16 protein-coding genes, 3 tRNA genes and 3 rRNA genes are annotated in these 23,516 nt (G+C 46.2%); 20 read left to right on the top strand and 2 right to left on the bottom strand.

Annotation, left to right across the window (positions count from 1 at the left end; translation table 11 throughout):
* The first annotated feature begins 44 nt into the window (after positions 1–44).
* The 6 genes from ACWA5Z_RS06245 to ACWA5Z_RS06270 all read left to right on the top strand — a co-directional run bounded on the left by ACWA5Z_RS06245 (position 45) and on the right by ACWA5Z_RS06270 (position 4,553).
* A tRNA-Glu gene (locus tag ACWA5Z_RS06245) sits at positions 45–120 on the top strand.
* A 306-nt stretch (positions 121–426) separates the two neighbouring features.
* A 23S ribosomal RNA gene (locus ACWA5Z_RS06250) occupies positions 427–3,878 on the top strand.
* A gap of 215 nt (positions 3,879–4,093) precedes the next feature.
* Positions 4,094–4,209, top strand: a 5S ribosomal RNA gene (rrf, locus tag ACWA5Z_RS06255).
* Positions 4,210–4,261: 52 nt separating this feature from the next.
* Positions 4,262–4,377, top strand: a 5S ribosomal RNA gene (rrf, locus tag ACWA5Z_RS06260).
* Between the two features lie 12 nt (positions 4,378–4,389).
* Positions 4,390–4,466: transfer RNA gene (locus ACWA5Z_RS06265), tRNA-Asp, on the top strand.
* A gap of 11 nt (positions 4,467–4,477) precedes the next feature.
* Positions 4,478–4,553, top strand: a tRNA-Trp gene (locus ACWA5Z_RS06270).
* 75 nt (positions 4,554–4,628) lie between these two features.
* Here the strand turns inward: ACWA5Z_RS06270 and lpxH are convergent.
* Positions 4,629–5,351 (bottom strand): UDP-2,3-diacylglucosamine diphosphatase, encoded by a 723-nt coding sequence (gene lpxH, locus ACWA5Z_RS06275; protein ID WP_431050800.1) that lies wholly within the window; start codon positions 5,349–5,351, stop codon positions 4,629–4,631.
* A 62-nt stretch (positions 5,352–5,413) separates the two neighbouring features.
* On the opposite strand from lpxH, the gene ACWA5Z_RS06280 reads away from it, so the two are divergent.
* Complete coding sequence (locus ACWA5Z_RS06280) at positions 5,414–6,136, top strand: 1-acylglycerol-3-phosphate O-acyltransferase (RefSeq protein ID WP_431050802.1); 723 nt, start codon at positions 5,414–5,416, stop codon at positions 6,134–6,136.
* A gap of 11 nt (positions 6,137–6,147) precedes the next feature.
* Positions 6,148–7,554, top strand: a complete 1,407-nt coding sequence (locus ACWA5Z_RS06285) for a multicopper oxidase domain-containing protein (protein WP_431050804.1) — start codon at positions 6,148–6,150, stop codon at positions 7,552–7,554.
* A 1-nt stretch (position 7,555) separates the two neighbouring features.
* On the opposite strand, the gene ACWA5Z_RS06290 is transcribed toward ACWA5Z_RS06285, so the two are convergent.
* A complete protein-coding gene (locus tag ACWA5Z_RS06290; protein ID WP_431050806.1) occupies positions 7,556–8,731 on the bottom strand; it encodes an FAD-dependent monooxygenase in 1,176 nt (391 codons plus the stop codon).
* A gap of 202 nt (positions 8,732–8,933) precedes the next feature.
* Here ACWA5Z_RS06290 and miaB point away from each other — a divergent pair, with 202 nt between their 5' ends.
* The 12 genes from miaB (at position 8,934) to ACWA5Z_RS06350 (ending at position 22,990) form a co-directional block, all read left to right on the top strand.
* Positions 8,934–10,364, top strand: coding sequence for a tRNA (N6-isopentenyl adenosine(37)-C2)-methylthiotransferase MiaB (miaB, locus tag ACWA5Z_RS06295; protein ID WP_431050808.1), 1,431 nt, complete (start codon positions 8,934–8,936; stop codon positions 10,362–10,364).
* A 220-nt stretch (positions 10,365–10,584) separates the two neighbouring features.
* Positions 10,585–12,348 (top strand): gamma-glutamyltransferase, encoded by a 1,764-nt coding sequence (gene ggt / locus ACWA5Z_RS06300; protein WP_431050810.1) that lies wholly within the window; start codon positions 10,585–10,587, stop codon positions 12,346–12,348.
* A 199-nt stretch (positions 12,349–12,547) separates the two neighbouring features.
* The gene (gene alsR, locus ACWA5Z_RS06305; protein ID WP_431050812.1) at positions 12,548–13,411 is read left to right on the top strand and encodes a transcriptional repressor AlsR; all 864 of its coding nucleotides are present in this window, start codon (positions 12,548–12,550) and stop codon (positions 13,409–13,411) included.
* A gap of 335 nt (positions 13,412–13,746) precedes the next feature.
* Complete coding sequence (alsB, locus tag ACWA5Z_RS06310; RefSeq protein ID WP_431050814.1) at positions 13,747–14,685, top strand: D-allose transporter substrate-binding protein; 939 nt, start codon at positions 13,747–13,749, stop codon at positions 14,683–14,685.
* A gap of 52 nt (positions 14,686–14,737) precedes the next feature.
* Positions 14,738–16,291, top strand: coding sequence for a D-allose ABC transporter ATP-binding protein AlsA (gene alsA, locus ACWA5Z_RS06315; RefSeq protein ID WP_431050816.1), 1,554 nt, complete (start codon positions 14,738–14,740; stop codon positions 16,289–16,291).
* Positions 16,275–17,219 (top strand): D-allose ABC transporter permease, encoded by a 945-nt coding sequence (gene alsC, locus ACWA5Z_RS06320; protein WP_431050818.1) that lies wholly within the window; start codon positions 16,275–16,277, stop codon positions 17,217–17,219. Before alsA ends, alsC begins: the two co-directional genes overlap by 17 nt.
* A 17-nt stretch (positions 17,220–17,236) precedes the next feature.
* Positions 17,237–17,914, top strand: a complete 678-nt coding sequence (alsE, locus tag ACWA5Z_RS06325) for a D-allulose 6-phosphate 3-epimerase (protein ID WP_431050820.1) — start codon at positions 17,237–17,239, stop codon at positions 17,912–17,914.
* Positions 17,915–17,983: 69 nt separating this feature from the next.
* Positions 17,984–18,874 carry an allose kinase gene (alsK, locus tag ACWA5Z_RS06330; RefSeq protein WP_431050822.1) on the top strand — a complete coding sequence of 297 codons (891 nt, stop codon included), beginning with the start codon at positions 17,984–17,986 and terminating at the stop codon, positions 18,872–18,874.
* Between the two features lie 29 nt (positions 18,875–18,903).
* Positions 18,904–19,350, top strand: coding sequence for a ribose 5-phosphate isomerase B (gene rpiB / locus ACWA5Z_RS06335; RefSeq protein WP_431050824.1), 447 nt, complete (start codon positions 18,904–18,906; stop codon positions 19,348–19,350).
* A 107-nt stretch (positions 19,351–19,457) separates the two neighbouring features.
* Positions 19,458–20,558, top strand: coding sequence for a PhoH family protein (locus ACWA5Z_RS06340; protein WP_431050826.1), 1,101 nt, complete (start codon positions 19,458–19,460; stop codon positions 20,556–20,558).
* Positions 20,555–21,022 (top strand): rRNA maturation RNase YbeY, encoded by a 468-nt coding sequence (gene ybeY, locus ACWA5Z_RS06345; RefSeq protein ID WP_431050828.1) that lies wholly within the window; start codon positions 20,555–20,557, stop codon positions 21,020–21,022. Before ACWA5Z_RS06340 ends, ybeY begins: the two co-directional genes overlap by 4 nt.
* Positions 21,023–21,034: 12 nt before the next feature.
* Positions 21,035–22,990, top strand: a complete 1,956-nt coding sequence (locus tag ACWA5Z_RS06350) for a tRNA(Met) cytidine acetyltransferase TmcA (protein ID WP_431050830.1) — start codon at positions 21,035–21,037, stop codon at positions 22,988–22,990.
* The last annotated feature ends 526 nt before the right edge of the window (positions 22,991–23,516 follow it).

Raw genomic sequence — 23,516 nt, forward strand, 5'->3', positions numbered from 1 at the left:
CACAGATTGTTTGATAGATTTGAGAATAACGTGTTATGGTCGCGGTCCCCATCGTCTAGAGGCCTAGGACATCGCCCTTTCACGGCGGTAACCGGGGTTCGAATCCCCGTGGGGACGCCATAACACGATATTTTTGAATCGTATCGGTGAAAACCGATTTGTTCTTTAAAAATTTGGACACAAGCTAAAAACTGAAGAGAACTCAAGCGTTCGAGAGGACGTAAGAGCTGAGTATTCGAAAATCGAGCAATCGAGAATCGAATTGGGCTTGTTTGGTGAGAAAAGGCACTGAGCAGGTCAGCGTAGGGAAACTTACGCACGAGTCAATGGAAGACGGCTTTGGGAATGGAAAGCGGACTGAACGAAACGGGCACGAAAGTGGTTAGTTGAAATGAAAGTGCGGTCTGAAAATTCTTGAGGTTGTATGGTTAAGTGACTAAGCGTGCAGGGTGGATGCCTAGGCAGTCAGAGGCGAAGAAGGACGTGCTAATCTGCGAAAAGCGTGGAGGAGTTGATAAGAAGCGTTAATACTCCACGATATCCGAATGGGGAAACCCAGTAGATGAAGAATCTACTATTGTTAACTGAATCCATAGGTTAACAAGGCGAACCGGGAGAACTGAAACATCTCAGTACCCCGAGGAAAAGAAATCAATTGAGATTCCGTAAGTAGCGGCGAGCGAACACGGAGAAGCCGTTAGTGATAGTAAGTGAGTTAGGAGAATGAGTTGGGAAGCTCAATCGCAGAGGGTGATAATCCCGTATCCGAAGGCACAGTTACGGTACTAAGCTAACAGCAAGTAGGGCGGGACACGAGAAATCCTGTTTGAAGATGGGGGGACCATCCTCCAAGGCTAAATACTCCTGACTGACCGATAGTGAACCAGTACCGTGAGGGAAAGGCGAAAAGAACCCTGGTGAAGGGAGTGAAATAGAACCTGAAACCCTGTACGTACAAGCAGTGGGAGCCCTATCACTCAAGTGTATTGAGAGTGGTATAGAAAACGTTGAAATGCGGTTAACGTTTTGCGAAGCAAAACGGTCAACCCCAAAATCAATCAGGAAACTGATGATTAATCGGCGTGTGAAAGGGGCGTTTTACGAAGTAAAACGGCAATCCGAAAGCAGTATGCTTGAGGATAGGGTGACTGCGTACCTTTTGTATAATGGGTCAGCGACTTATATTGTGTAGCGAGGTTAACCGAATAGGGGAGCCGAAGGGAAACCGAGTCTTAACTGGGCGAAGAGTTGCACGATATAGACCCGAAACCCGGTGATCTAGCCATGGGCAGGTTGAAGGTTGGGTAACACTAACTGGAGGACCGAACCGACTACTGTTGAAAAAGTAGCGGATGACTTGTGGCTGGGGGTGAAAGGCCAATCAAACCGGGAGATAGCTGGTTCTCCCCGAAATCTATTTAGGTAGAGCCTTAGATGAATACCTTCGGGGGTAGAGCACTGTTTCGGCTAGGGGGTCATCCCGACTTACCAACCCGATGCAAACTGCGAATACCGAAGAGTACTATCTAGGAGACACACGGCGGGTGCTAACGTTCGTCGTGAAGAGGGAAACAACCCAGACCGCCAGCTAAGGTCCCAAAGTCTATGTTAAGTGGGAAACGAAGTGGGAAGGCTTAGACAGCTAGGATGTTGGCTTAGAAGCAGCCATCATTTAAAGAAAGCGTAATAGCTCACTAGTCGAGTCGGCCTGCGCGGAAGATGTAACGGGGCTAAAACATAGCACCGAAGCTGCGGCATTCAGATGACAGATTTCAGATGTCAGGAGACAGTATGGCAATCAAGTTTGAAGATTTGAAGGTGTTTCAACGCGCTTATAAAGTGTCGTTGGAAATTCATCAAGCGAGCTTGGATTTTCCTAAGATAGAGCAATATGCGTTAGGAGACCAAGTTAGACGGGCAAGCAAAAGCATTTGTGCAAATTTAGCCGAAGGTTTTGCAAGGCAACGTACTAAAGCGGATTTAAATCGATTTCTTAGCATGGCAATAGGCAGTGCTGATGAAATGCGAGTTTGGTTAAGATACTGTTATGACTTGAAATATGCAGATGGACAAGATTGGCAAAGATGGCGTAATGAATACGAAGAAATTGCGAAGATGTTACAAGGTTTTGGTAAAACACCGAAACCTGACGTCTGAAGTCTGTCATCTGATTGGGTAGGGGAGCGTTGTGTAAGCGGAAGAAGGTGGCTCGAGAGGGCTGCTGGACGTATCACAAGTGCGAATGCTGACATAAGTAACGATAAAGGGGGTGAAAAACCCCCTCGCCGGAAGACCAAGGGTTCCTGTCCAACGTTAATCGGGGCAGGGTGAGTCGGCCCCTAAGGCGAGGCTGAAGAGCGTAGTCGATGGGAAACGGGTTAATATTCCCGTACTTGTGATAAGAGCGATGTGGGGACGGAGCAGGTTAGGTTATCCGGGTGACGGAAGTCCCGGTCCAAGCGTGTAGGATGGATGATTAGGCAAATCCGGTCATCTAAATCAGAGGCGTGACGGGGAGACTCCACGGAGTCGAAGTAACCGATACCACACTTCCAGGAAAAGCCGCTAAGCTTATCTTATCATAAACCGTACTGAAAACCGACACAGGTGGTCAGGTAGAGAATACTCAGGCGCTTGAGAGAACTCGGGTGAAGGAACTAGGCAAAATAGCACCGTAACTTCGGGAGAAGGTGCGCTGACGGTAATTGAAGTCCTTAACGGATAGAGGTGAAGTCAGTCGAAGTGACCAGCTGGCTGCAACTGTTTATTAAAAACACAGCACTCTGCAAACACGAAAGTGGACGTATAGGGTGTGACGCCTGCCCGGTGCTGGAAGGTTAATTGATGATGTGAGAGCATTTGATCGAAGCCCCAGTAAACGGCGGCCGTAACTATAACGGTCCTAAGGTAGCGAAATTCCTTGTCGGGTAAGTTCCGACCTGCACGAATGGCGTAATGATGGCCAGGCTGTCTCCACCCGAGACTCAGTGAAATTGAAATCGCCGTGAAGATGCGGTGTACCCGCGGCTAGACGGAAAGACCCCGTGAACCTTTACTATAGCTTGACACTGAACATTGAATTTTGATGTGTAGGATAGGTGGGAGACAGAGAAGTATTAACGCCAGTTAATATGGAGTCGTTGTTGAAATACCACCCTTTAAGGTTTGATGTTCTAACACAGACTGCGGCACGCGGTCGTGGACAGTGTCTGGTGGGTAGTTTGACTGGGGCGGTCTCCTCCCAAAGCGTAACGGAGGAGTACGAAGGTTTGCTAATCACGGTCGGACATCGTGAGGTTAGTACAATGGTATAAGCAAGCTTGACTGCGAGACGGACATGTCGAGCAGGTGCGAAAGCAGGTCATAGTGATCCGGTGGTTCTGAATGGAAGGGCCATCGCTCAACGGATAAAAGGTACTCCGGGGATAACAGGCTGATACCGCCCAAGAGTTCATATCGACGGCGGTGTTTGGCACCTCGATGTCGGCTCATCACATCCTGGGGCTGAAGTAGGTCCCAAGGGTATGGCTGTTCGCCATTTAAAGTGGTACGCGAGCTGGGTTTAGAACGTCGTGAGACAGTTCGGTCCCTATCTGCCGTGGGCGTTGGAAAATTGAAAGGGGCTGCTCCTAGTACGAGAGGACCGGAGTGGACGCACCGCTGGTGTTCCCGTTGTTTCGCCAGAAGCATTGCGGGGTAGCTATGTGCGGGAGAGATAAGTGCTGAAAGCATCTAAGCACGAAACTTGCCTTGAGATGAGTTTTCCCACACTTAGAGTGTGTAAGGGTTGTTTAAGACGAAGACGTAGATAGGCGGGGTGTGTAAGTGTAGTGATACATTGAGCTAACCCGTACTAATTGCCCGAGAGGCTTAACCATACAACGCTCAAGGGTTTTACCCAAAAGCCGAGAGAAAGTTGTAAGAAAAGACAAGAGACGAAAGAGCGAAGTAAGAAGCTCGAGTAGGGCTCGAGGAGTTTGAATCAGTAATAGCTTGTGACCGAATAGGAATAACAGCGAAAGAAACGCTGAAAGAATAAAAAATAGAGAACAAAACAAAGTAAGAAGAAACAAAGACAATCAAGCCGAATTATTCCGGCGGCGATAGTGCGGTAGCACCACCTGACCCCATGCCGAACTCAGAAGTGAAATGCCGTAACGCCGATGGTAGTGTGGGGTCTCCCCATGTGAGAGTAGGACACCGCCGGATTTTATTTTCTAAGTAAACTTAATCAATAGAGTTTATTTAGAAAATAAAAAATTTTGGTAGCCATAGTGCAACAGACCCACCTGATCCCTTGCCGAACTCAGAAGTGAAATGTTGTTACGCCGATGGTAGTGTGGGGTCTCCCCATGTGAGAGTAGGTCACTACCAATTATCAATTTCAGCGGAGTGGTAGTTCAGCTGGTTAGAATACCTGCCTGTCACGCAGGGGGTCGCGGGTTCGAGTCCCGTCCATTCCGCCAACTTACAATCTAGGGGCGTAGTTCAATTGGTAGAGCACCGGTCTCCAAAACCGGGTGTTGGGAGTTCGAGCCTCTCCGCCCCTGCCATCTTTTATTAACTATATTTAGTATTCTTATTTTTCCTATTATCTTTTGATTATCTTCCTGTTTCAGGCGTCATTCTTATTCAATTTCGGCAAATCCATAACCGTTTTTATCATAAACCAAATACGGCGCACTGTTGCGCCAATCGCCTAAGACGATTCGGGTAAAAGTGCGGTTTTGTGCGTGACTATGATGGATTGCCTGTCGATGCGTATGACCGTGAATTAAAGTTTCGACGGCAAAACGTTGCATTGTGTCCAAGACAAAATCAGGATTAACGTCCATAATCCGAACCGGTTTTTCGCTTTTTTGGCGTTGGCTTTTGCGACGGATTTTATTGGCAATGCGCAGGCGGATAAAGAGCGGTAGGCATAAAAAGACTTTCTGCCGCCAAATACTATGCACTTTTTTGCGATATGCTTGATAGTTGATGTCATCGGTGCAGAGCGTGTCGCCGTGACAAAGTAAGACCGGTGTGCCGTATGGATTAATTATTTGATATTCGGGCAATAAAATTAAACCGCACTTTTCGGCAAAGCCTTCGCCAATCAAGAAATCGCGGTTGCCGTGTTGAAAATACACCTTGATACCTTTATCGGTTAGGCGCTTAATTTCAGCTTGTACTAACTGCGCTAAAGCGGAATTTTCATCATCGCCAATCCAAAAATCAAATAAGTCGCCTAAAATATATAACGCCTCGCCTTTTACCGCTTCGTTTTGCATAAATCGGCTAAAAAGTGCGGTTAAATGCGGTTGTTGTTCGCTTAAATGAAGGTCGGCAATAAAGTAGGTTTTTGTCATGATTTGATACACATATTTGGCTATTTTCGTTATACTCTAACAAAATTTTCAGGAACTCGTCTATGTTATTATTGTCACGTGCAATTGTGGTGGTGTTTGCCGCACTTTTGATTTGTCTGTTAGGCACAATTTATTCACTGATTCGTTTTAAAAATCCAAGTAACGTCGGCGTGGTTGCCCGTTGGTTCGGGCGTTTGCATCCGCTGTTCGGAATCGAAGTCGAGCACCGTTTTGCTGCGAATGCAAGTGATAACGGGCCTTGTATCTATATTGGCAACCACCAGAATAATTATGATATGGTCACCATGGCATATATGGTGCGGCCGAGAACCGTGAGCGTCGGTAAAAGAAGCCTGGCGTTTATTCCGTTTTTTGGCTTGTTATATTGGGCAAGCGGGAATATTTTACTTGACCGTGATAATAAGAATAAAGCCCATTCTACCATGGGTGAGTTGGCGCAACGGATTAATCAGGATAAGGTTTCGATTTGGATGTTTCCGGAAGGTACGCGTAGTCGCGGACGCGGATTGCTGCCGTTTAAAACCGGGGCTTTTCATGCGGCAATTGCAGCCGGCGTGCCGATTGTGCCGGTTTGTTGCAGCAATTTGCATAATAAAATCAATCTGAACCGTTGGAATAATGGTAAGGTGATTTGTGAAATGTTGCCGCCGATTGACACCTCCGCTTATAGCCGTGAGAATGTACGCGAGTTGGCGAATTATTGCCATGCGGTGATGAAACAAAAAATCGAACAGCTTGATCAAGAGCTGGCGAACCGTTCGTAGACAGGTTGCCGATGAAATCCGGATTATCGCGCCGAGTACTTTTAAAAACGGCAACCGCACTTGGGGCAAGTGCGGTTTTGCCTACTGTTGCCGCTGCCTCGAGCAAGCAAGCCCTGTATATCCCGCCGGTGTTGGACGTTGGTCGCGGGCGGCCGGTATTATTGTCTATGAGCAGCAGCAAGCGGATATTCGAGGGCAATAAAAAGGTCGAAGCTTGGGGGTTTAATGGACTGTATCTCGGGCCGACGATTCGCTGCAAACAGGGCGATTTCGTTCGCTTGAATTACCATAACCAGCTAGCGCAGGCAATTTCCATCAGTTTGCAGGGGCTACAGGTCAGCGGGGAATTGTATGGCGGCATCGGGCGCCAATTCCAACCTTCGACATCATGGGCGCCGATTGTGCCGATTACCCAACCCGCGGCGACTTGCTGGTATCATGCCGATACGCTGGCGCATTCGGCTTATCAGGTTTATCGCGGTTTGGTCGGCATGTGGTGGATTGACGACACGGAGAGCCGAAAAGCCAAGCTGCCGAATAAATACGGTATTAATGATATTCCGTTGATTTTGCAAGATCTCAGTTTGAATAATCAAGGTGAACAACTTTTCAATCTGAATCAATCGCAATTTTTAGGCAATCGCTTATTTGTTAACGGCGGTGAAGCCCCTTATCTGAATGTGGCGCGCGGTTGGGTGCGTTTGCGGATTTTGAATGCCTCGGTATCACGCAGTTACCAGCTGAACTTTGATGACGGGCGCAGCATACTGGTGTTGGCGGGCAGCTTGGGATTTCTGCCGCAACTGCGTGAAGTGCGGTCGGTTTTTGTGCCGCCCGGCGAACGTATCGAAATCTTGGTCGATTTGAATGAGGGCGGCAATGTTAGCCTCATCAGCGGTGAAAAGCGCGGTTTGTTTGACAAAATGACCTCATGGTTTGCCGATGATGATGAACTGGTGGATAACACCGTGTTGGAATTACGCCCAGATGGTTTGCTTTCTGTATTTAATCAACAGCCGGATTTTCAGCGGCAAGAACAGCTTAGTCATCAGGTTGACGTGGCACAACAGCGTGATTTTGTCATTGATGTGGATAATGCACTGATTAATCGGCAAAAATTTGATCCGCGCCGGGTCGATGTCAATGCAAAACTCGGTTCGTATGAACGTTGGAATCTGACCGCCAGCGCGCCGATTGGTTTTAGCGTGCAAGGCGCGAAATTTATGCTCGAATCGTTCAACGGGCAACGAGTTGACGCTTCGCAGCTGAGTTGGCGCGATACGGTTTTGGTTAACGGCAACCTCTCTATTCTGGTGAAATTCGAGCATACGTCATCGAATAATTACCCGTTCACCTTCGGCAGCAGCGATTTAATGCTGGCGGACAAAGGTTGTATGGGCATGTTGGTGGTTCAATAGGTTATGCCAGGCCTAACGCATATTTTAATGCCCGTTTTTTAATCGGCGTGATTTTATTGACCGCCAGCAAAGCCGCATTGCGCAACATTTTCAGCGGCAATACATCATGTTTAAATCCTTTATAAAACAGATCCATACCGCTTTGCATTAACAAATTGTCTTTTTGGCGTAAACGTTGATAGCGTGCCAAGACGGTTTCGTCATCTATCGCCTGACCGCACTTTTGTGCGTCGGCAATCACGTTCAATAGCACTTTCACGTCTTTAAAGCCCAAATTCACCCCTTGTCCGGCAAGCGGATTGATGGTGTGAGCGGCATCGCCCAACAGCACAATGCCCTTTTTATAATACGCTTGCGCATGGCGACGGGTGAGCGGAAACGAAGCCGCTTGTCGGCTTTTGACGGCGCCCAAACGTGTTGGAAAGGCTGCTGTAATTTCTTGATCCAGCTGCTCGAGTGGCAGTTGTTGCAGTTGGCGAATCCGCTCCGGACTGTCGTACCACACTAAACAACCTTGATTACCGAGCAATGGCAAAAATGCGCGTGGGCCGCTAGGGAAAAATTGCTGCCAAGTGATATCTTGCTGCTCAAGTGCGGTTTCCACCAAAATCAGCAGACAACTTTGGCGATATTGCCAACCGGTTAAGCCGATACCGGCGATTTGGCGCAGTTGCGAATTTGCACCGTCGCAGGCTAATAATAATGGCGCGGCATAAGAATCGCCGTTCGCCAAGCGGATTTGCCAGTCTTGACCGCACTTTTCGATGTGTTCAATCGGCTGCTGAACGCTGGTGCTCAAATTCGGATAGGCGGCAAAGGATTGCCATAACCCCAGTTGGATCAGGTTATTCTCCACCATATAGCCCAGTTCGGGTAAATCCAGATCTTGTGCGCTGAACAAGGTCGAAAACCCGTCGATTTCCCAGGTTTCCAAAGTGCGGTACGGGCAGACCCGCATAGCGCGGATCGCGTCCCATGCGTGCAATGCCTTTAGCAATTGTACCGAGGCAACACTAATGGCGGAAATCCGAATGTCGTAAGGCTGCTCGGCAGCAAAGTGCGGTAGCGCGCCACGCTCGATGATATGTACATTCAATCCCAACTGTGCCAAGCCGACAGCGGCTGCCGACCCGACCATGCCGCCGCCGATCACAATCACCTCTTTTTGCTTCAACATACTTTCTCTCGCTCGTTGTTTTATTGCGTTTTATTCTACTCGCAGCGCCGCATTTTCCAAAGCAAATCACAAATAAAATCGGTTTTTTACTGGTCAGCAATCCTGCAAATCGGTAGAATAGCCGGTCTTACAATCATTGCAAAATGATCGATAACCCTTAATTTAGTACGGTCGATAACCGTGTCCTAACGAAGAAACTAACATGACTCAAAAATTACATATTAAAACTTGGGGCTGCCAGATGAACGAATACGATTCATCGAAAATGGCGGATTTATTGAACAGCACGCACGGTTTCGAGCTGACCGAAAATGCCGAGGAAGCCGACGTGCTGCTGCTGAACACCTGCTCGATTCGTGAAAAAGCACAAGAAAAAGTGTTCCACCAATTAGGGCGCTGGAAAGATCTGAAAAAATCCAACCCGAAACTGGTGATCGGCGTAGGCGGCTGCGTTGCCTCGCAAGAAGGGGCGCACATTCGTGATCGCGCACCTTATGTGGATATTATTTTCGGGCCGCAAACCCTGCACCGCCTGCCGGAAATGCTCAATCAAATCCGTGACGGCAAAAGTGCGGTGGTGGATGTCAGCTTCCCTGAGATTGAAAAATTCGATCGCTTGCCGGAGCCGAAAGCGGAAGGGCCGACGGCGTTTGTGTCGATTATGGAAGGCTGTAATAAATACTGCTCGTTCTGCGTCGTGCCTTATACGCGCGGCGAAGAGGTGAGCCGACCGGTGGACGATGTATTATTTGAAATCGCACAGCTGGCGGCGCAAGGCGTGCGCGAAGTCAATTTATTAGGGCAAAACGTCAATGCCTATCGTGGCGCAACCTTTGATGGCGGCATTTGCACTTTTGCCGAATTACTGCGTTTGGTGGCGGCGATTGACGGCATTGACCGTCTGCGTTTCACCACTAGCCACCCGATTGAATTCACCGATGATATTGTGGATGTCTATCGCGATACGCCGGAATTGGTCAGCTTCTTGCACTTGCCGGTGCAAAGCGGCTCGGATCGCGTTTTAACCATGATGAAACGCAACCATACCGCACTTGAGTATAAATCGATTATCCGCAAACTGCGCAAAGTGCGGCCTGAGATTCAAATCAGCTCTGATTTTATCGTCGGCTTTCCGGGCGAAAGCAAGGAAGATTTCCAACAAACGATGGATCTGATTGCGCAAGTGAATTTCGATATGAGCTTCAGCTTCATCTATTCCGCACGCCCGGGTACGCCGGCAGCGGATATGCCGGACGATGTCAGCGAAACCGAGAAAAAAGAGCGGTTATACCTGCTGCAACAACGTATTACCCAACAAGCCATGCAATACAGCCGCAAAATGTTGGGTACGGAACAGCGCGTGTTGGTGGAAGGACCGTCGAAAAAAGACGTGATGGAACTGACCGGGCGCACCGAAACCAACCGTATCGTCAATTTCGCCGGCACGCCGGACATGATCGGCAAATTTGTCGATATTAAAATCACCGATGTGTGGACCAACTCGCTACGCGGCGAGGTGATCCGCACCGAAGATCAAATGGGTTTACGCATACAGCAAAGCCCGCAAAGCGTGATCCAACGCACCCGCCAAGAAGATGAGTTGGGCGTGGGGCAGTATGTAGTGAATGCCTAATTTCCCCCAGTCAAACCATTAAACCTCTTATTGCCGAATAAGAGGTTTTTTAATCACGTCGCATTATTTTTATTTCTTTTCTAAGTTAAATTATTTTTTTTAATAAAATATTCATCGTCATATTGCTTTTTTGGGTTTCAATGTTATTGTGAAATTAATGTTAAATTTTAAGCGATTTTCTTTTTAAGTTTTTCGCCTAAAACCAATCAGGAGCATTTTGATGAAATTAAAAAAATCACTTTTACTCTCTTCATTCGCCGTTTCCGTTTTTGCCCTCTCGAGTGTGGCAACGTCCTTCGCCGCCAATGTGATTCCAACGCAGACTCAGCAAGCCGCAATTCGTTATGATCAGAGCATGGATATTTTTCATCCGGTCTATGCAAAAAACGGTATGGTGGCAACAGAACAGGCGCTGGCAACCCAAGTCGGATTAGATATTTTAAAACAAGGGGGTAATGCGGTTGATGCTGCGGTGGCGGTCGGTTTTGCCTTGGCGGTGGTGCTGCCGAATGCGGGCAATATCGGCGGCGGTGGTTTTATGGTGCTTTATGATGCTAAAAGCAAACAAAGCGTAGCCTTGGATTTCCGTGAAATTGCACCGCTCAAAGCAACTAAAGAGATGTATCTGGATCAAGACGGCAATGTGGTTGACGGTAAATCATTGTTTACGCATTTTGCGGTCGGGGTTCCCGGCACGGTAGCCGGTATGGAACACGCCCTGAAAAAATGGGGAACAATGTCATTGGCACAGGTTATTGCCCCGGCAATCGAATTGGCGGATAAGGGATTTGTAGTGAGTGCGACCTTGGGGGAAACTCTGAAGGCTGAAAAAGGTAATCTGGCTAAATGGCAAGACAGCAAAGCAATCTTTTTCAAAGGAGACGAACCGTTAGGAATCGGCGATTTATTGGTGCAGAAAGATCTGGCAAAGTCGTTGCAATTGATCGCAGCGCAAGGCGGCAAAGGCTTTTATGAAGGTGAAATTGCGCAAAAAATCGTGGCAGAAATGGAAAAGCACGGCGGTTTGATAACTTTGGATGATATGAAAAATTATCGAGCCGTTGAACGCAAGCCGATTGAAGGTGAATATCGTGGTTATCACATCGTGACTATGCCGCCTCCGAGTTCGGGTGGAATTCATTTGGTGCAAATACTGAATATTTTGGAACGGTACCCATTGCAACAATTCGGACAAAACAGTGCCAAAGCGATTCGCCATTATGCCGAAGCAATGAAACTCGCCTATGCCGATCGCGCCGAATATCTCGGTGATCCGGATTTTGTCCGGATTCCGGTTAACGGGTTGATCTCTAAAAAATATGCCGATGAGCTGGCGACGGCAATCACTGCCGAAACAATCCGCCCCTCATCCGAAATCAAACCGGGGAAACCGCACCCCTATGAGAGCGATCAGACCACGCATTATTCGATTATGGATAAAGACGGTAATGCCGTGGCAGTGACTTATACCCTGAATCTGAATTTTGGCAGCGGGATTGTCGCCGAAGGCACGGGGATTTTGTTAAATAACGAAATGGACGATTTCTCCGCCAAGCCCGGCGTGCCGAATGCCTTCGGCTTAATTGGCGGCGATGCCAATGCGGTCGCCGCCAAAAAACGTCCACTTTCATCAATGACCCCGACAATCGTGATGAAAGACGACAAACCGTGGCTGGTGACCGGTAGTCCGGGTGGGGCTCGTATTATCACCACCGTGCTGCAAAGTATTGTTAACACTATTGATTATGGCATGAACCCAGCCGAAGCGATTATGGTGCCGCGCGTGCACCATCAATGGTTGCCGGATGAAATTCGGATTGAAGAGGGTATCAGCCCGGACACCATCCATCTATTGCAACAAGACGGCTATAACGTCATTCCTAAGGCGACTATGGGGCGGGTACAAATTATCCAAGCCCGCGAAGATGGATTTTACGGCGCCTCTGACCCACGTAATCCGGATGGATTAACGTTGGGATTTTAAATTGGAAAATATTTTCTTAGCGCTATAGGCAGATAAGGGTTAAACCAATAATACGGTTTAACCCTTTTGTTTTGAATGGGGTACATATAAGATTTTTGCAAAATTTATGAATAACGGTTTTTTGTGAAGCGGATCGAAACATCAAGTTCTTTTACATGTTATAAATGATAAAATAACAGCTACGATTATCATGGAGATAATGAATTTGAACAGCAAAAAATCGGAATCGCTCATTCCGCAAATCAGAATGATTCAAGAAAGTATGACCGTGACGGAAAAGAAAATTGTGGAATGGTTGCTTAATCCCAAAAATTTAACCAGTAAAACCGCACTTCACACGGTTGCAGAAAATTTGTCGGTATCGGAAGCGTTAATCGTCAAGGTGGCAAAATTATTGGGTTTTAATGGTTTTCGGGATTTGAGGGCGCAATTGTCGTTTTATTTCCATGATAAGAATGCCATCAATATTGAATTATCAGAGGAATATACCGTTCACGAATTGGTACACAAAGTCTTTGATATCTCATTACAAACGATCAAAGAAGGTAAGTCTATTGTTAACTCGCAAGTGATCGAAACCGCAGCCAAATGTTTTTTTCATGCCAAAAATCGGGATTTATATGCGGCGGGCGGTTCGAATACGGTCACCGATGATATTGCGCATAAATTTTTACGTTTAGGTATCCGCTGCAATACTTATCGTGATATCCACCTGATGATGATGTCGGCCTCTATGCTAACGGAAGACGATGTGGTGTTGGTGGTATCCCATTCTGGCAAAACCAGCGATCTGCTCGAAGCGGTTAAGGTGGCGCGCAACAACGGCGCAAAAATTATTTGTATCACTCACAGCTATATCTCCCCGATTGCAGAATTATCCGACTTCATCATCTGCACCCCAGCCCCCGACACCCCGCTTTTAGGCAAAAATGCCTCAGCCCGTATCTTGCAATTGATTTTGGTTGATGCGTTTTTTGTTACGGTGGCGAGGCAAAATATGACCTTCTCTGAAGTGAATTTAGATAAAACCTCCCATATCACCGATTATTTTCGTCAGAAGTAACGGATGTTTTAGCGGTATGATTACTCGGTAATACGCGGTTTATAATTTCGTATATTCAATCAATATCAATCTGTTTATCAGCTGGTTATCGTTCGTCTATGCTGATTTTGGCTCTTGTGGCAAGTTAAAATCATCCCTAAAACTTCACAAAAATATTTAATTTGTGAAGTTGATCGCGTTTTTCATTCTTTTTTAGTGCTATAAATACTATCGTCTGTACGAAATCATATTATTTGTAAAGTTGGTATTGCGATACCGCACTTTTATTTTGTGTGTATTTTGTTCAGAACATCAAACATATAGTAGTCATTTGAAATCAAAAATGAGGACGAATCATGAAAAAGAATTTTAAAGTCATTGCTTCCTGCTTGGCAATTTTAGCTATGGCGTTTTCTATGGCAACAAAAGCGGCCGAATATGCGGTTATTTTGAAAACACTTTCCAATCCGTTCTGGGTGGAAATGAAGCAAGGAATTGAGGAAGAAGCGCAGAAACTTGATGTATCGGTCGATATCTTTGCCTCGCCATCGGAGGGCGATTATCAGTCTCAATTACAACTTTTCGAAGATTTGATCAACAAGGGATATAAAGGCATCGCCTTTGCACCGTTATCTCCGGCAAATTTGGTGATGCCGGCGGCTAAGGCATATCGACAAGGGATCTATCTCGTGAATCTTGATGAAAAAGCCGATTTGGATAATTTACGCAAAGCAAAAGGCAATGTTGAGGCGTTTATTACCACGGATAATGTCGCCGTAGGCGCCAAAGCGGCACAGTTCATTGTGGATCGGTTAGGCGAACAAGGCGGAGAAGTTGCCATTATCGAAGGTAAAGCCGGCAATGCTTCCGGCGAGGCGCGTCGTCGTGGTGCAACGGACGTTTTTGAAAAAAATCCGCAAATTAAACTGGTAGCAAGCCAGCCGGCGGATTGGGACAGAATCAAAGCGCTGGATGTTGCAACTAATGTTCTGTCACGCAATGCCAATATCAAAGCATTTTATGCCGCCAATGACACCATGGCGATGGGGGCTGCTCAAGCGGTGGCCAATGCCGGAAAATTGAATTCCGTCTTGGTTGTCGGTACCGACGGCGTGCCTGAGGCAAGAAAAATGGTTGAAGAAGGAAAATTAACGGCAACCGTAGCGCAAAATCCGGCTGAAATCGGGGCTAACGGTTTGCGGTTATTGGTCAATGCCGTAAAAGGCGGTAAGCAACTCCCGGTTGATCAAGAGCCGAAATTTGAAACCGTTGATGCCGTTTTAGTTACCCAATAATCATGATTAAAGGGAGGTAATCGTTTATCTCCCCATTTTGAATGAGGTTTGTATGAATCAACTCTTGGTCAGTATGAAAGAGATATCAAAAAGTTTTGGCGTGGTGCAAGCGTTAAAACGCGTAGATATCGATATTTATACTCATGAAATCCATGCTTTGTTGGGGGAAAACGGAGCTGGAAAATCAACCTTGATGAAAATTTTATCCGGTATCCATAAACCGACATCAGGGAAAATTATTATTAGAGGACACGAATACGAATATTTAGATCATAAAACCGCTTCTGAATTGGGTATCGGTATTATTTATCAAGAACTCAGCCTTATAGACGAACTTACTGTTTTGGAAAATTTATATATAGGCCGCTTGTTATATAAAAAAGTGCTGGGTGTGCCAGTAGTTGACTGGAAAACAATGCGGGTTCAGGCGGCGATTATTTTGTTGCGCTTGGGAATTAAAGTCAAATTGGATGAAAAAGTGGCCAATTTATCTATATCTTATAAACAAATGATTGAAATTGCGAAAGTTCTTATTTCCGATGTCAGTATTATCATTATGGATGAGCCCACATCATCGCTAACGAATTCAGAGATTGAATATTTATTTTTAATCATGAATCAACTCAGAAAAGACGGAAAATCGATTGTTTATATTTCACATAAGCTCAATGAGATACGAAAAATTTGTGACAGATACACTGTGCTAAAAGATGGCGAAAGTGTCACCTCAGGCATGATTAAAGCTGTTTCTAACTCCGATATCGTCAGATTAATGGTCGGCAGAGAGTTACAGTCACATTTCAAACAAATTAAAAGAGAAGAAAAAAATGAGATTGTTTTTGAAGTGAAAAACCTGACGGGCAAAAAGAAAAAACAAGTGAATGATATTTCTTTTTCATTAAATAAAGGTGAAATATTGGGATTTGCCGGATTGGTCGGCGCCGGCAGAACGGAATTAATGAATTGCATTTTCGGTGTGGATAAAAAAATTTCCGGAAAAATTTATCTCAATGGTGTGGAAATCACGCCGTCATCTCCCTTCGATGCGGTAAAAAAAGGGATGGCTTATATTACGGAAAGTCGGCGTGAAAATGGTTTTTTCACTAATTTCTCTATTAATAAAAATATTGCCATTTCCAAAAGTTTGAAAGACGGAGGATTTAAAGGTGCCTTGGGGATGTTTAATTTAAAAGATGAAAAGGAATTGGCAGAGCAGCAAAAAAGCAAGTTACTCATAAAATGTTCGTCGGTTGAACAAAATATCACGGAATTATCAGGGGGTAATCAGCAGAAGGTTATTATCGCTAAATGGATGGCTTGTCAACCGAAGGTGGTTATATTTGATGAGCCGACCAGAGGGATTGATGTGGGGGCGAAAGCCGAAATCTATAAAATAATGCGCGAGTTGGCCAGTGACGGTAAAGCAATATTAATGGTTTCTTCCGAGTTACCGGAAATTATGTCGGTATGTGATCGGGCGGTTGTATTTAGAGAGGGGAAAATATCCGCAATATTGGATAACAATGAAAATTTGACGGAAGAATTAATTATGAATTGGGCACTGCCTGACGGAGAAGGAGCCATTAATAATGAAAAGCAAATTTAATTTTCCTATTTTTTGGGAGCAATACGGCACATTTTTTATTCTTGCCATTATTGTTGTCATTTTTGGATCAATTTCCCCGCAATATTTTCTGACGGGAAATAATATCCAACAAATTTTCGTACAAAGCTCGGTCACTGTTTTAATTGGTATGGGGGAATTTTTCGCTATTTTGATTGCCGGAATTGATTTGTCGGTGGGATCAATTTTAGCCTTGGCAGGTATGGTGACTGCCAAGTTAATGCTTGCAGGCTTAGATCCTTTGTGGGCAGCGGTTATTGGCGGTGTTTTTGTCGGCGGTGGTTTAGGCGCAATTAACGGATTATTGGTTAATTATACCGGATTACATCCTTTTATTATTACACTGGGAACCAATGCGATTTTCCGTGGCGTGACGTTAGTGATTTCTGATGCAAACTCAGTTTACGGATTCTCTTTTGAATTTGTCGATTTCTTCGCGCAAAGTGTTTTGGGCATTCCTGTACCGGTTATTTTTGCGATTGTCATTGCTTTCTTCCTATGGTTTTTAACCGCCAAAATGCGATTAGGTAGAAATATTTACGCGTTAGGCGGGAATAAAGAGTCAGCATATTATTCAGGAATCGACGTTAAATTCCACACCTTGGCGGTATTTATAATTTCAGGTATTTGCGCCGGTTTGGCAGGTGTTGTTTCAACAGCCAGATTAGGGGCGGCAGAGCCATTAGCCGGTGTCGGTTTTGAAACCTATGCGATTGCCAGTGCAATTATCGGCGGAACCAGCTTTTTTGGTGGCAAAGGACGAATTTTCTCCGTGGTTATTGGCGGTTTGATTATCGGCACCATCAATAATGGATTAAATATTCTGCAAGTACAAACATATTATCAATTGGTTGTAATGGGCGGTTTAATTATCGCAGCCGTTGCTTTGGATCGGTTAATTAGCCGTTAATTTTATAGGAAGGCATTATGAATAAAAACATTCTAATTTCACCATCTTTGATGTGCATGGATTTAGTTAAATTTAAAGAGCAAATTGAATTTTTGGATAAAAAAGTCGGGTATTTTCATATTGATATTATGGACGGGCATTATGTGCCGAATATTACCCTTTCGCCGTTTTTTGTCAGTCAAGTGAATAAAATTTCGACTAAGCCGCTGGATTGCCATTTGATGGTGACAAATCCGGAAAATTATATTGATGATTTGGCACAAGCAGGCTGCGATATGGTGACGGTACACGTCGAAACGATTTCCGGACAAGCCTTTCGTTTATTTGAAAAAATTCGAAAATTAGGCATGAAAGTCGGTTTGATATTTAATCCGGAAACCTCGCTTGAAATGGCGAAATATTATTTGCATAAAGTGGATAAAGTGACGGTGCTGACGGTTGATCCCGGCTTTGCCGGACAATCGTTTATTCCTGAAATGTTGGATAAAATCCGCGAATTAAAACAATTCAGAGAAAAGAATCAACTGTCTTATAAAATTGAAATCGACGGTTCTTGCAATCCGAAAACCTATGGAATGTTGATTTCCGCCGGGGCAGATGTATTAATCGTCGGCACATCGGGTTTATTTCATAACGATCCGGATATTGAAACGGCATGGAATATGATGGAAAAAAACATTGCGCAGTATGGCTAATGAAAATATGGGGTAATTAAAACGCGGGTTAGTTAAAGTGCGGTCAGTTGAGATGGATTGGGGGAGTTTATGACAAGTGCAAACCCGGTGGTGATCGGGATTGATATGGGGGCGACGCATACGCGCATTTGTGTGATGAATGCGCAAAGTGCGGTGCTGCTGACCGAAAAAAAGAAAACGGCTGAGATTATTAGCGATGATTTTTTACAGGGCATTCAGGCATTTTGCCGTGCTTTTGCGGCGGATTATCCGATCAAACGGATTGTCATTGGTTTACCGGCGGCGATTTCTCGGAATCGGCAGCGAGTGTTGTCAGTGCCGAATTTGTCGATCTCACAGGCAGAACTTGATCTGCTCGCTCCTTATTTGAGCAAGCAGTTTGATTGTGAAGTGCGGTTGGAGCGCGATGTCAATTTGCAACTGATCTACGATGTCTCACATTTTAATTTGCAAGATAAATTGGTGTTGGGCTTGTACTTAGGCACAGGTATGGGCTTTGCCGTATGGAATGAGGGCGAGATTTTTTTAGGCGCGCACGGTGTTGCCGGGGAATTGGGGCATATTCCCTATGGCGATGACGATCTGCGTTGCGGTTGCGGCAACTACGGCTGTTTGGAAACCAATTGCTCCGGCATTGCGTTAAAACGCTGGTACGACAGTTCAACTAAAACCTATCCGATTGATGCGTTATTTAGCCAAGCGGAGCAGGAGCATTTTGTTCATCGTTATTTAAACCGCGTCGCAAAGGCGGTCGGTACTTGCGTCAATCTGTTTGATCCTGATGCGATTATTTTAGGCGGTGGCGTAATGGATATGCAGGATTTCCCTTATGCACAACTGAAAAAAGACAGCCTGTCTTATGTGCGAAAACCATTGCCATATAATGAATTAACGGTATTAAAAGCCACTTCTTCCTCTTTTAACGGTGCAATCGGCGCAGCATTATGTGGTAATAGATAAGTATGCTAATAGATAACCAGGAATATAAAATGAACAAAAAAATTGCCATCGGCTCGGATCACATTGGCTTATCTCATAAACAATTTTTAATTGAAAAATTAACCAGCCAAGGGCATAGTGTGCTCGATGTCGGCACATTCAGTGCGGAAAGAACCGACTATCCGCGGTATGCTAAAAAAGTGGCGGATTTGGTGGTTGCAGGCGAAGTGGAGCGAGGGATCTTAATTTGCGGCACTGGCATCGGCATTTCGATTGCAGCGAATAAAATCGACGGCATTCGTTGCGCCCTTTGTGGCGATGAAGTTAGTGCCCTGATGTCGCGCGAACACAATAACAGTAACATTATTGCCTTCGGGGCAAATATTATCACGCCGGAAAAAGCGTTAGCGTTGGCGACACTTTGGTTAAATACGGCTTATGACGGCGGCAGACACCAAAACCGTTTGGACATGATTACCCAATTTGAACAACGCTGACCGCACTTTTATCTCTCCCTGCCTCTTTTGTTGCGCGAGAATAGCTGTTTTTATTCGAAAAACGGCTATAATAATGCCACTTTCCGCTGTCATAAAAGAGGCTCCCCTTGACCGAACAACTTATCGAATCCTTTACCTTAGAACCGCAAGACAACGCGCGTTTGCAGTCGCTGTGCGGGGCGTTTGACGATCATCTGCAACGGATTGAAAACACCTTTAAGCTGCAAATTCTGCGACGTGATTTTAGTTTCACCCTGAAATCAGAGCAGAAATCCGAGCAGAAGCAGTCGGCGAAATTACTGAAAGCGGTGGCGAAGCTGATTAAGCAGTTGTATGCCGATACCGCGCCGATTAAGGGCAAAATCAAAGAACTGGATTTGGAAGATGTGCATATCGCGATTCAGGAAAGCCGGATTTTAGCGCAGGCGGAGGAAAACAGCGAAGTGCGCTCGGAATCGAAAGTGTATACCACCACGGTGAAAACCAAGCGCGGCGTGATTAAGCCGCGTGGTGCCAATCAGATCCAATATCTGCACAATATTTTGCGCCACGACATCAGTTTCGGCATCGGTCCGGCAGGGACGGGCAAGACGTTTTTAGCGGTGGCGGCGGCGGTGGAAGCATTGGAAAAACAGGAAATCCGCCGCATTTTGCTCACGCGTCCGGCAGTGGAAGCCGGTGAGAAATTGGGGTTCTTACCCGGCGATTTAGGGCAAAAAATCGAGCCGTATTTGCGTCCGTTGTACGATGCGCTGTTTGAAATGTTGGGTTTCGAGCGGGTGGAAAAGCTGATTGAGCGCAATGTGATTGAAATTGCACCGTTGGCGTATATGCGCGGCCGCACCCTGAATGATGCCTTTATTATTTTAGACGAGAGCCAAAATACCACCGTCGAGCAGATGAAAATGTTCCTCACCCGAATCGGTTTCAATTCCAAAGCGGTGATCACCGGCGATATTACCCAAGTCGATTTGCCGCGCAGTCAAAAATCCGGGCTGCGACACGCGATGGAAGTGCTGCAAACCGTGCCGGAACTGAGTTTTAATTTCTTCGAAAGCAGCGATGTGGTGCGCCATCCGGTGGTTGCCAAAGTGGTGCAAGCCTATGAAATTTGGGAACGGGAAGACGAAATCCGCCGTCAGGCATTGGCGGAGGAACGGCGTAAAGCGCGCGATCAGGAACGTTTGTTACAAGGAGAACCGGCATGAAACAGGTGATTGTCGATCTGCAACTTGCCTGTGAAAATACGGCGGGCTTGCCGACCCAAGCGGAAATCGAATTATGGGCGCAAAGTGCGGTCAAGCCAAGTCTTGATGATGTGGAAATGACGGTGCGGATTGTCGATGAAGCGGAAAGTCAGGCACTAAACCGCACTTATCGCGGTAAGGATTACCCGACCAATGTGTTGTCATTCCCGTTTGAAGCGCCTGTTGAAGTGGAATTGCCGTTGCTGGGCGATTTGGTGATTTGCCGCCAAGTGGTGGAGCGGGAAGCGGCGGAGCAGCAAAAACCGCTGTCGGCGCATTGGGCGCACATGGTGGTGCACGGCAGTTTACACCTGTTGGGTTACGATCATATCGATGATGACGAAGCGGAAGAGATGGAAAGTCTGGAAACGGAAATTATGCAGTCCTTGGGATTTGACGATCCGTATTTGAGTGAAAAAGCATAACCTGTTTTTCTGATGAAGAATCCCTTTTTTCGCCAACCATTGATTCTATGCGGTGATGATGTTTGGTTAAGCCGACAAATCGCCGCATTTTGCGCATTAAATGCGCATAAAAGTGCGGTTTATTGTGCTGCGCAACCGCCTGAAATTCTACCGCCGAATTGCACGTTTTACGCCTTCGCCCATGCTAAAAATCTGTTGGGACAGGAGTGGGATTGTGCGGTTTATGATTGCCGGCAACATGGCGTGTTGAATTTGGATTTAGCGGCGTTGGCAATAGTGGCGGCGACGATTAAAGCCGCTGGCGTATTGCTGATGTTGTTGCCTGAAGATTGGCAGACGCAAATGGATTTGGACAGCCTGCGCTGGAATGGTGCAACGCAAGCGATCACGCCGCGGCATTTTTATACTTGGTGGCAAAGTGCGGTTGAGCGGCACCAGATCCCGATTTATTATCCAACACAATCCAATCCGCCGCTGCCGCAGATTGCAAATGCGTTGTGGCAACTGCCGCCGACCGCACTTTTGCGGCAGCAACGGGTGTTACGGCAAATTTTAACTGCGCAAGCGGAGCTGTATCTGCTCACTGCCAATCGCGGGCGCGGCAAATCCGCCCTTGCCGGCATGGTCGCCGATCAATTGGCAAAGCAAAGTGCGGTTTTTCTGACTGCGCCGAACCAAAGTGCGGTGCAGACCTTGTATCAACATTGCCGCCGGCAACCGCACTTTTTCGCACCGGATGATTTGATTGCGCGCTTGAATGACAATCCACGGCCGTTTGCAGACAGTTGGCTGATTATTGACGAAGCGGCGATGATTCCGCTCGAAATGCTGGCAACGATCTGCCGCTATTTTAAGCATATTCTGCTCACCACCACCATCCACGGCTACGAAGGCACGGGGCGGGGTTTTGAGCTGAAATTCAAACAACTGACCGACCGCACTTGTCAGCTTCTGCATTTACGACAACCGTTGCGTTATGCCGAACACGATCCGTTGGAACGTTGGCTTGACGATTTATTGTTGCTAACCAATGAACTTTCTCCCACCAACAGCCAGAGTGAAAATTTGACTTTCGCTGAAATTTCACAAGCGGCGTTGGTTGCCGATCCGCAGCAAATCCGCCAATTTTACCGCCTGTTGTCATTGGCGCACTACCGCACTTCGCCGTTGGATTTGCGCCGTTTGCTTGACGCACAAGGGCAACGCTTTTGGCTGTTAAAGCAACAAAACCAGATCGTCGGCGGTATTTGGGCGTTGGCGGAAGGCGGTATTACCGACTCAGATTTAATCGAAAAAATTTGGCGCGGTGAACGTCGCCCAAACGGCAATCTGGTGGCGCAAGCGCTGTGTTTTCAAGCGGACTTGCCGCAAGCCTGTGCTTTGCGCTCGTTGCGGATTTCACGTATTGCGTTGTTACCGCACTTGCAGCGGCAAGGCTTCGGCAAACAGTTATTGCAACGGCTACTTGAGGACTGCCGTGCGGAGCTGGATTTTATCTCAGTCAGTTTTGGTTACGGCACAGATTTAGCGAATTTTTGGCAAAAGTGCGGTTTTCAGATTATTCATGTTAGCAGCGGCAAAGAGGCGAGCAGCGGCTGCTACAGTGTGATGGCGATTTATCCGTTATCAAGCTCGGGTGAGCGATTTTGCCAGATTGCGCGCCGCCAATTTTTACACAATTTTCCACTTGCCGCTCACGCTTTATTTACCACTCTGCAACGACAGATCGATTTTCCTGAGATTGATTGGCAACTTAACGCTGATGATCTGCGCCAATTGCACGGCTTTGCCCATGCCAACCGCACATTGGCGGCGACCTATCCCGCTTTGCAACGGCTGATACGAGCCGAACCGCACTTTGATTGGCAAGCGTTGCAAGCAGCGGCAGGCAGTAAAAAACAACACTTACGGCAGTGGCGCAGGGCGGTCGCGCAATGGATTCAGGATTCTGCTGTTTTATTTTCATAAAAAGAGCGTGTGATCGGTCTGAATTTTGAATAGATCCATAATCCTAACGAAATGATACTTCCGACAATCAAGCCCCGAGTCAAGGCAACGAAAAGTCGGATCATCGGCACCAGGTAAAATGCGGCGATACCGTTAACCGGCTGTTGATTCCAAGTAACATAAAACAGATCAAAATAGCCTAAACGCCTAACACGAGAGATAACGGCAGAAAGCCAACCAATAAGCCGATAAAAACCAATTTATAAATTGTGCCGGTTGCCAGCTTTCGTACAAGAATATTCGACATGATCATTCCTCATTGATTTAATTATCTTGAAATACCTGACAATTATTTGCGTACTTAACGCTCCGATCAATAAAAAATGTATTGAGAGGGGCTGTTTATCCGTTAATTTCTCGATTTGTGTCCGATTAACGGCTGAATAAATCTCAACTACTTTGTATTTTTTATTAAATCGAATAAAAAACCACCAATTAAATGCGATCTGCCTCACACAAATAATTGACAAAAAACTTGCAACAACAG

Source organism: Testudinibacter sp. P80/BLE/0925 (assembly GCF_053570785.1).

What these genes read in the sequence shown, in the direction of transcription:
- lpxH (WP_431050800.1), bottom strand. Translation starts at nt 5,351, where the DNA reads ATGACAAAAACCTACTTTATTGCCGACCTTCATTTAAGCGAACAACAA.
- alsA (WP_431050816.1), top strand. Translation starts at nt 14,738, where the DNA reads ATGAATCAACTCTTGGTCAGTATGAAAGAGATATCAAAAAGTTTTGGC.
- ggt (WP_431050810.1), top strand. Translation starts at nt 10,585, where the DNA reads ATGAAATTAAAAAAATCACTTTTACTCTCTTCATTCGCCGTTTCCGTT.
- ACWA5Z_RS06285 (WP_431050804.1), top strand. Translation starts at nt 6,148, where the DNA reads ATGAAATCCGGATTATCGCGCCGAGTACTTTTAAAAACGGCAACCGCA.
- ybeY (WP_431050828.1), top strand. Translation starts at nt 20,555, where the DNA reads ATGAAACAGGTGATTGTCGATCTGCAACTTGCCTGTGAAAATACGGCG.
- ACWA5Z_RS06290 (WP_431050806.1), bottom strand. Translation starts at nt 8,731, where the DNA reads ATGTTGAAGCAAAAAGAGGTGATTGTGATCGGCGGCGGCATGGTCGGG.
- alsE (WP_431050820.1), top strand. Translation starts at nt 17,237, where the DNA reads ATGAATAAAAACATTCTAATTTCACCATCTTTGATGTGCATGGATTTA.
- rpiB (WP_431050824.1), top strand. Translation starts at nt 18,904, where the DNA reads ATGAACAAAAAAATTGCCATCGGCTCGGATCACATTGGCTTATCTCAT.
- alsK (WP_431050822.1), top strand. Translation starts at nt 17,984, where the DNA reads ATGACAAGTGCAAACCCGGTGGTGATCGGGATTGATATGGGGGCGACG.
- ACWA5Z_RS06280 (WP_431050802.1), top strand. Translation starts at nt 5,414, where the DNA reads ATGTTATTATTGTCACGTGCAATTGTGGTGGTGTTTGCCGCACTTTTG.
- alsR (WP_431050812.1), top strand. Translation starts at nt 12,548, where the DNA reads ATGAATTTGAACAGCAAAAAATCGGAATCGCTCATTCCGCAAATCAGA.
- ACWA5Z_RS06350 (WP_431050830.1), top strand. Translation starts at nt 21,035, where the DNA reads ATGAAGAATCCCTTTTTTCGCCAACCATTGATTCTATGCGGTGATGAT.
- alsB (WP_431050814.1), top strand. Translation starts at nt 13,747, where the DNA reads ATGAAAAAGAATTTTAAAGTCATTGCTTCCTGCTTGGCAATTTTAGCT.
- alsC (WP_431050818.1), top strand. Translation starts at nt 16,275, where the DNA reads ATGAAAAGCAAATTTAATTTTCCTATTTTTTGGGAGCAATACGGCACA.
- miaB (WP_431050808.1), top strand. Translation starts at nt 8,934, where the DNA reads ATGACTCAAAAATTACATATTAAAACTTGGGGCTGCCAGATGAACGAA.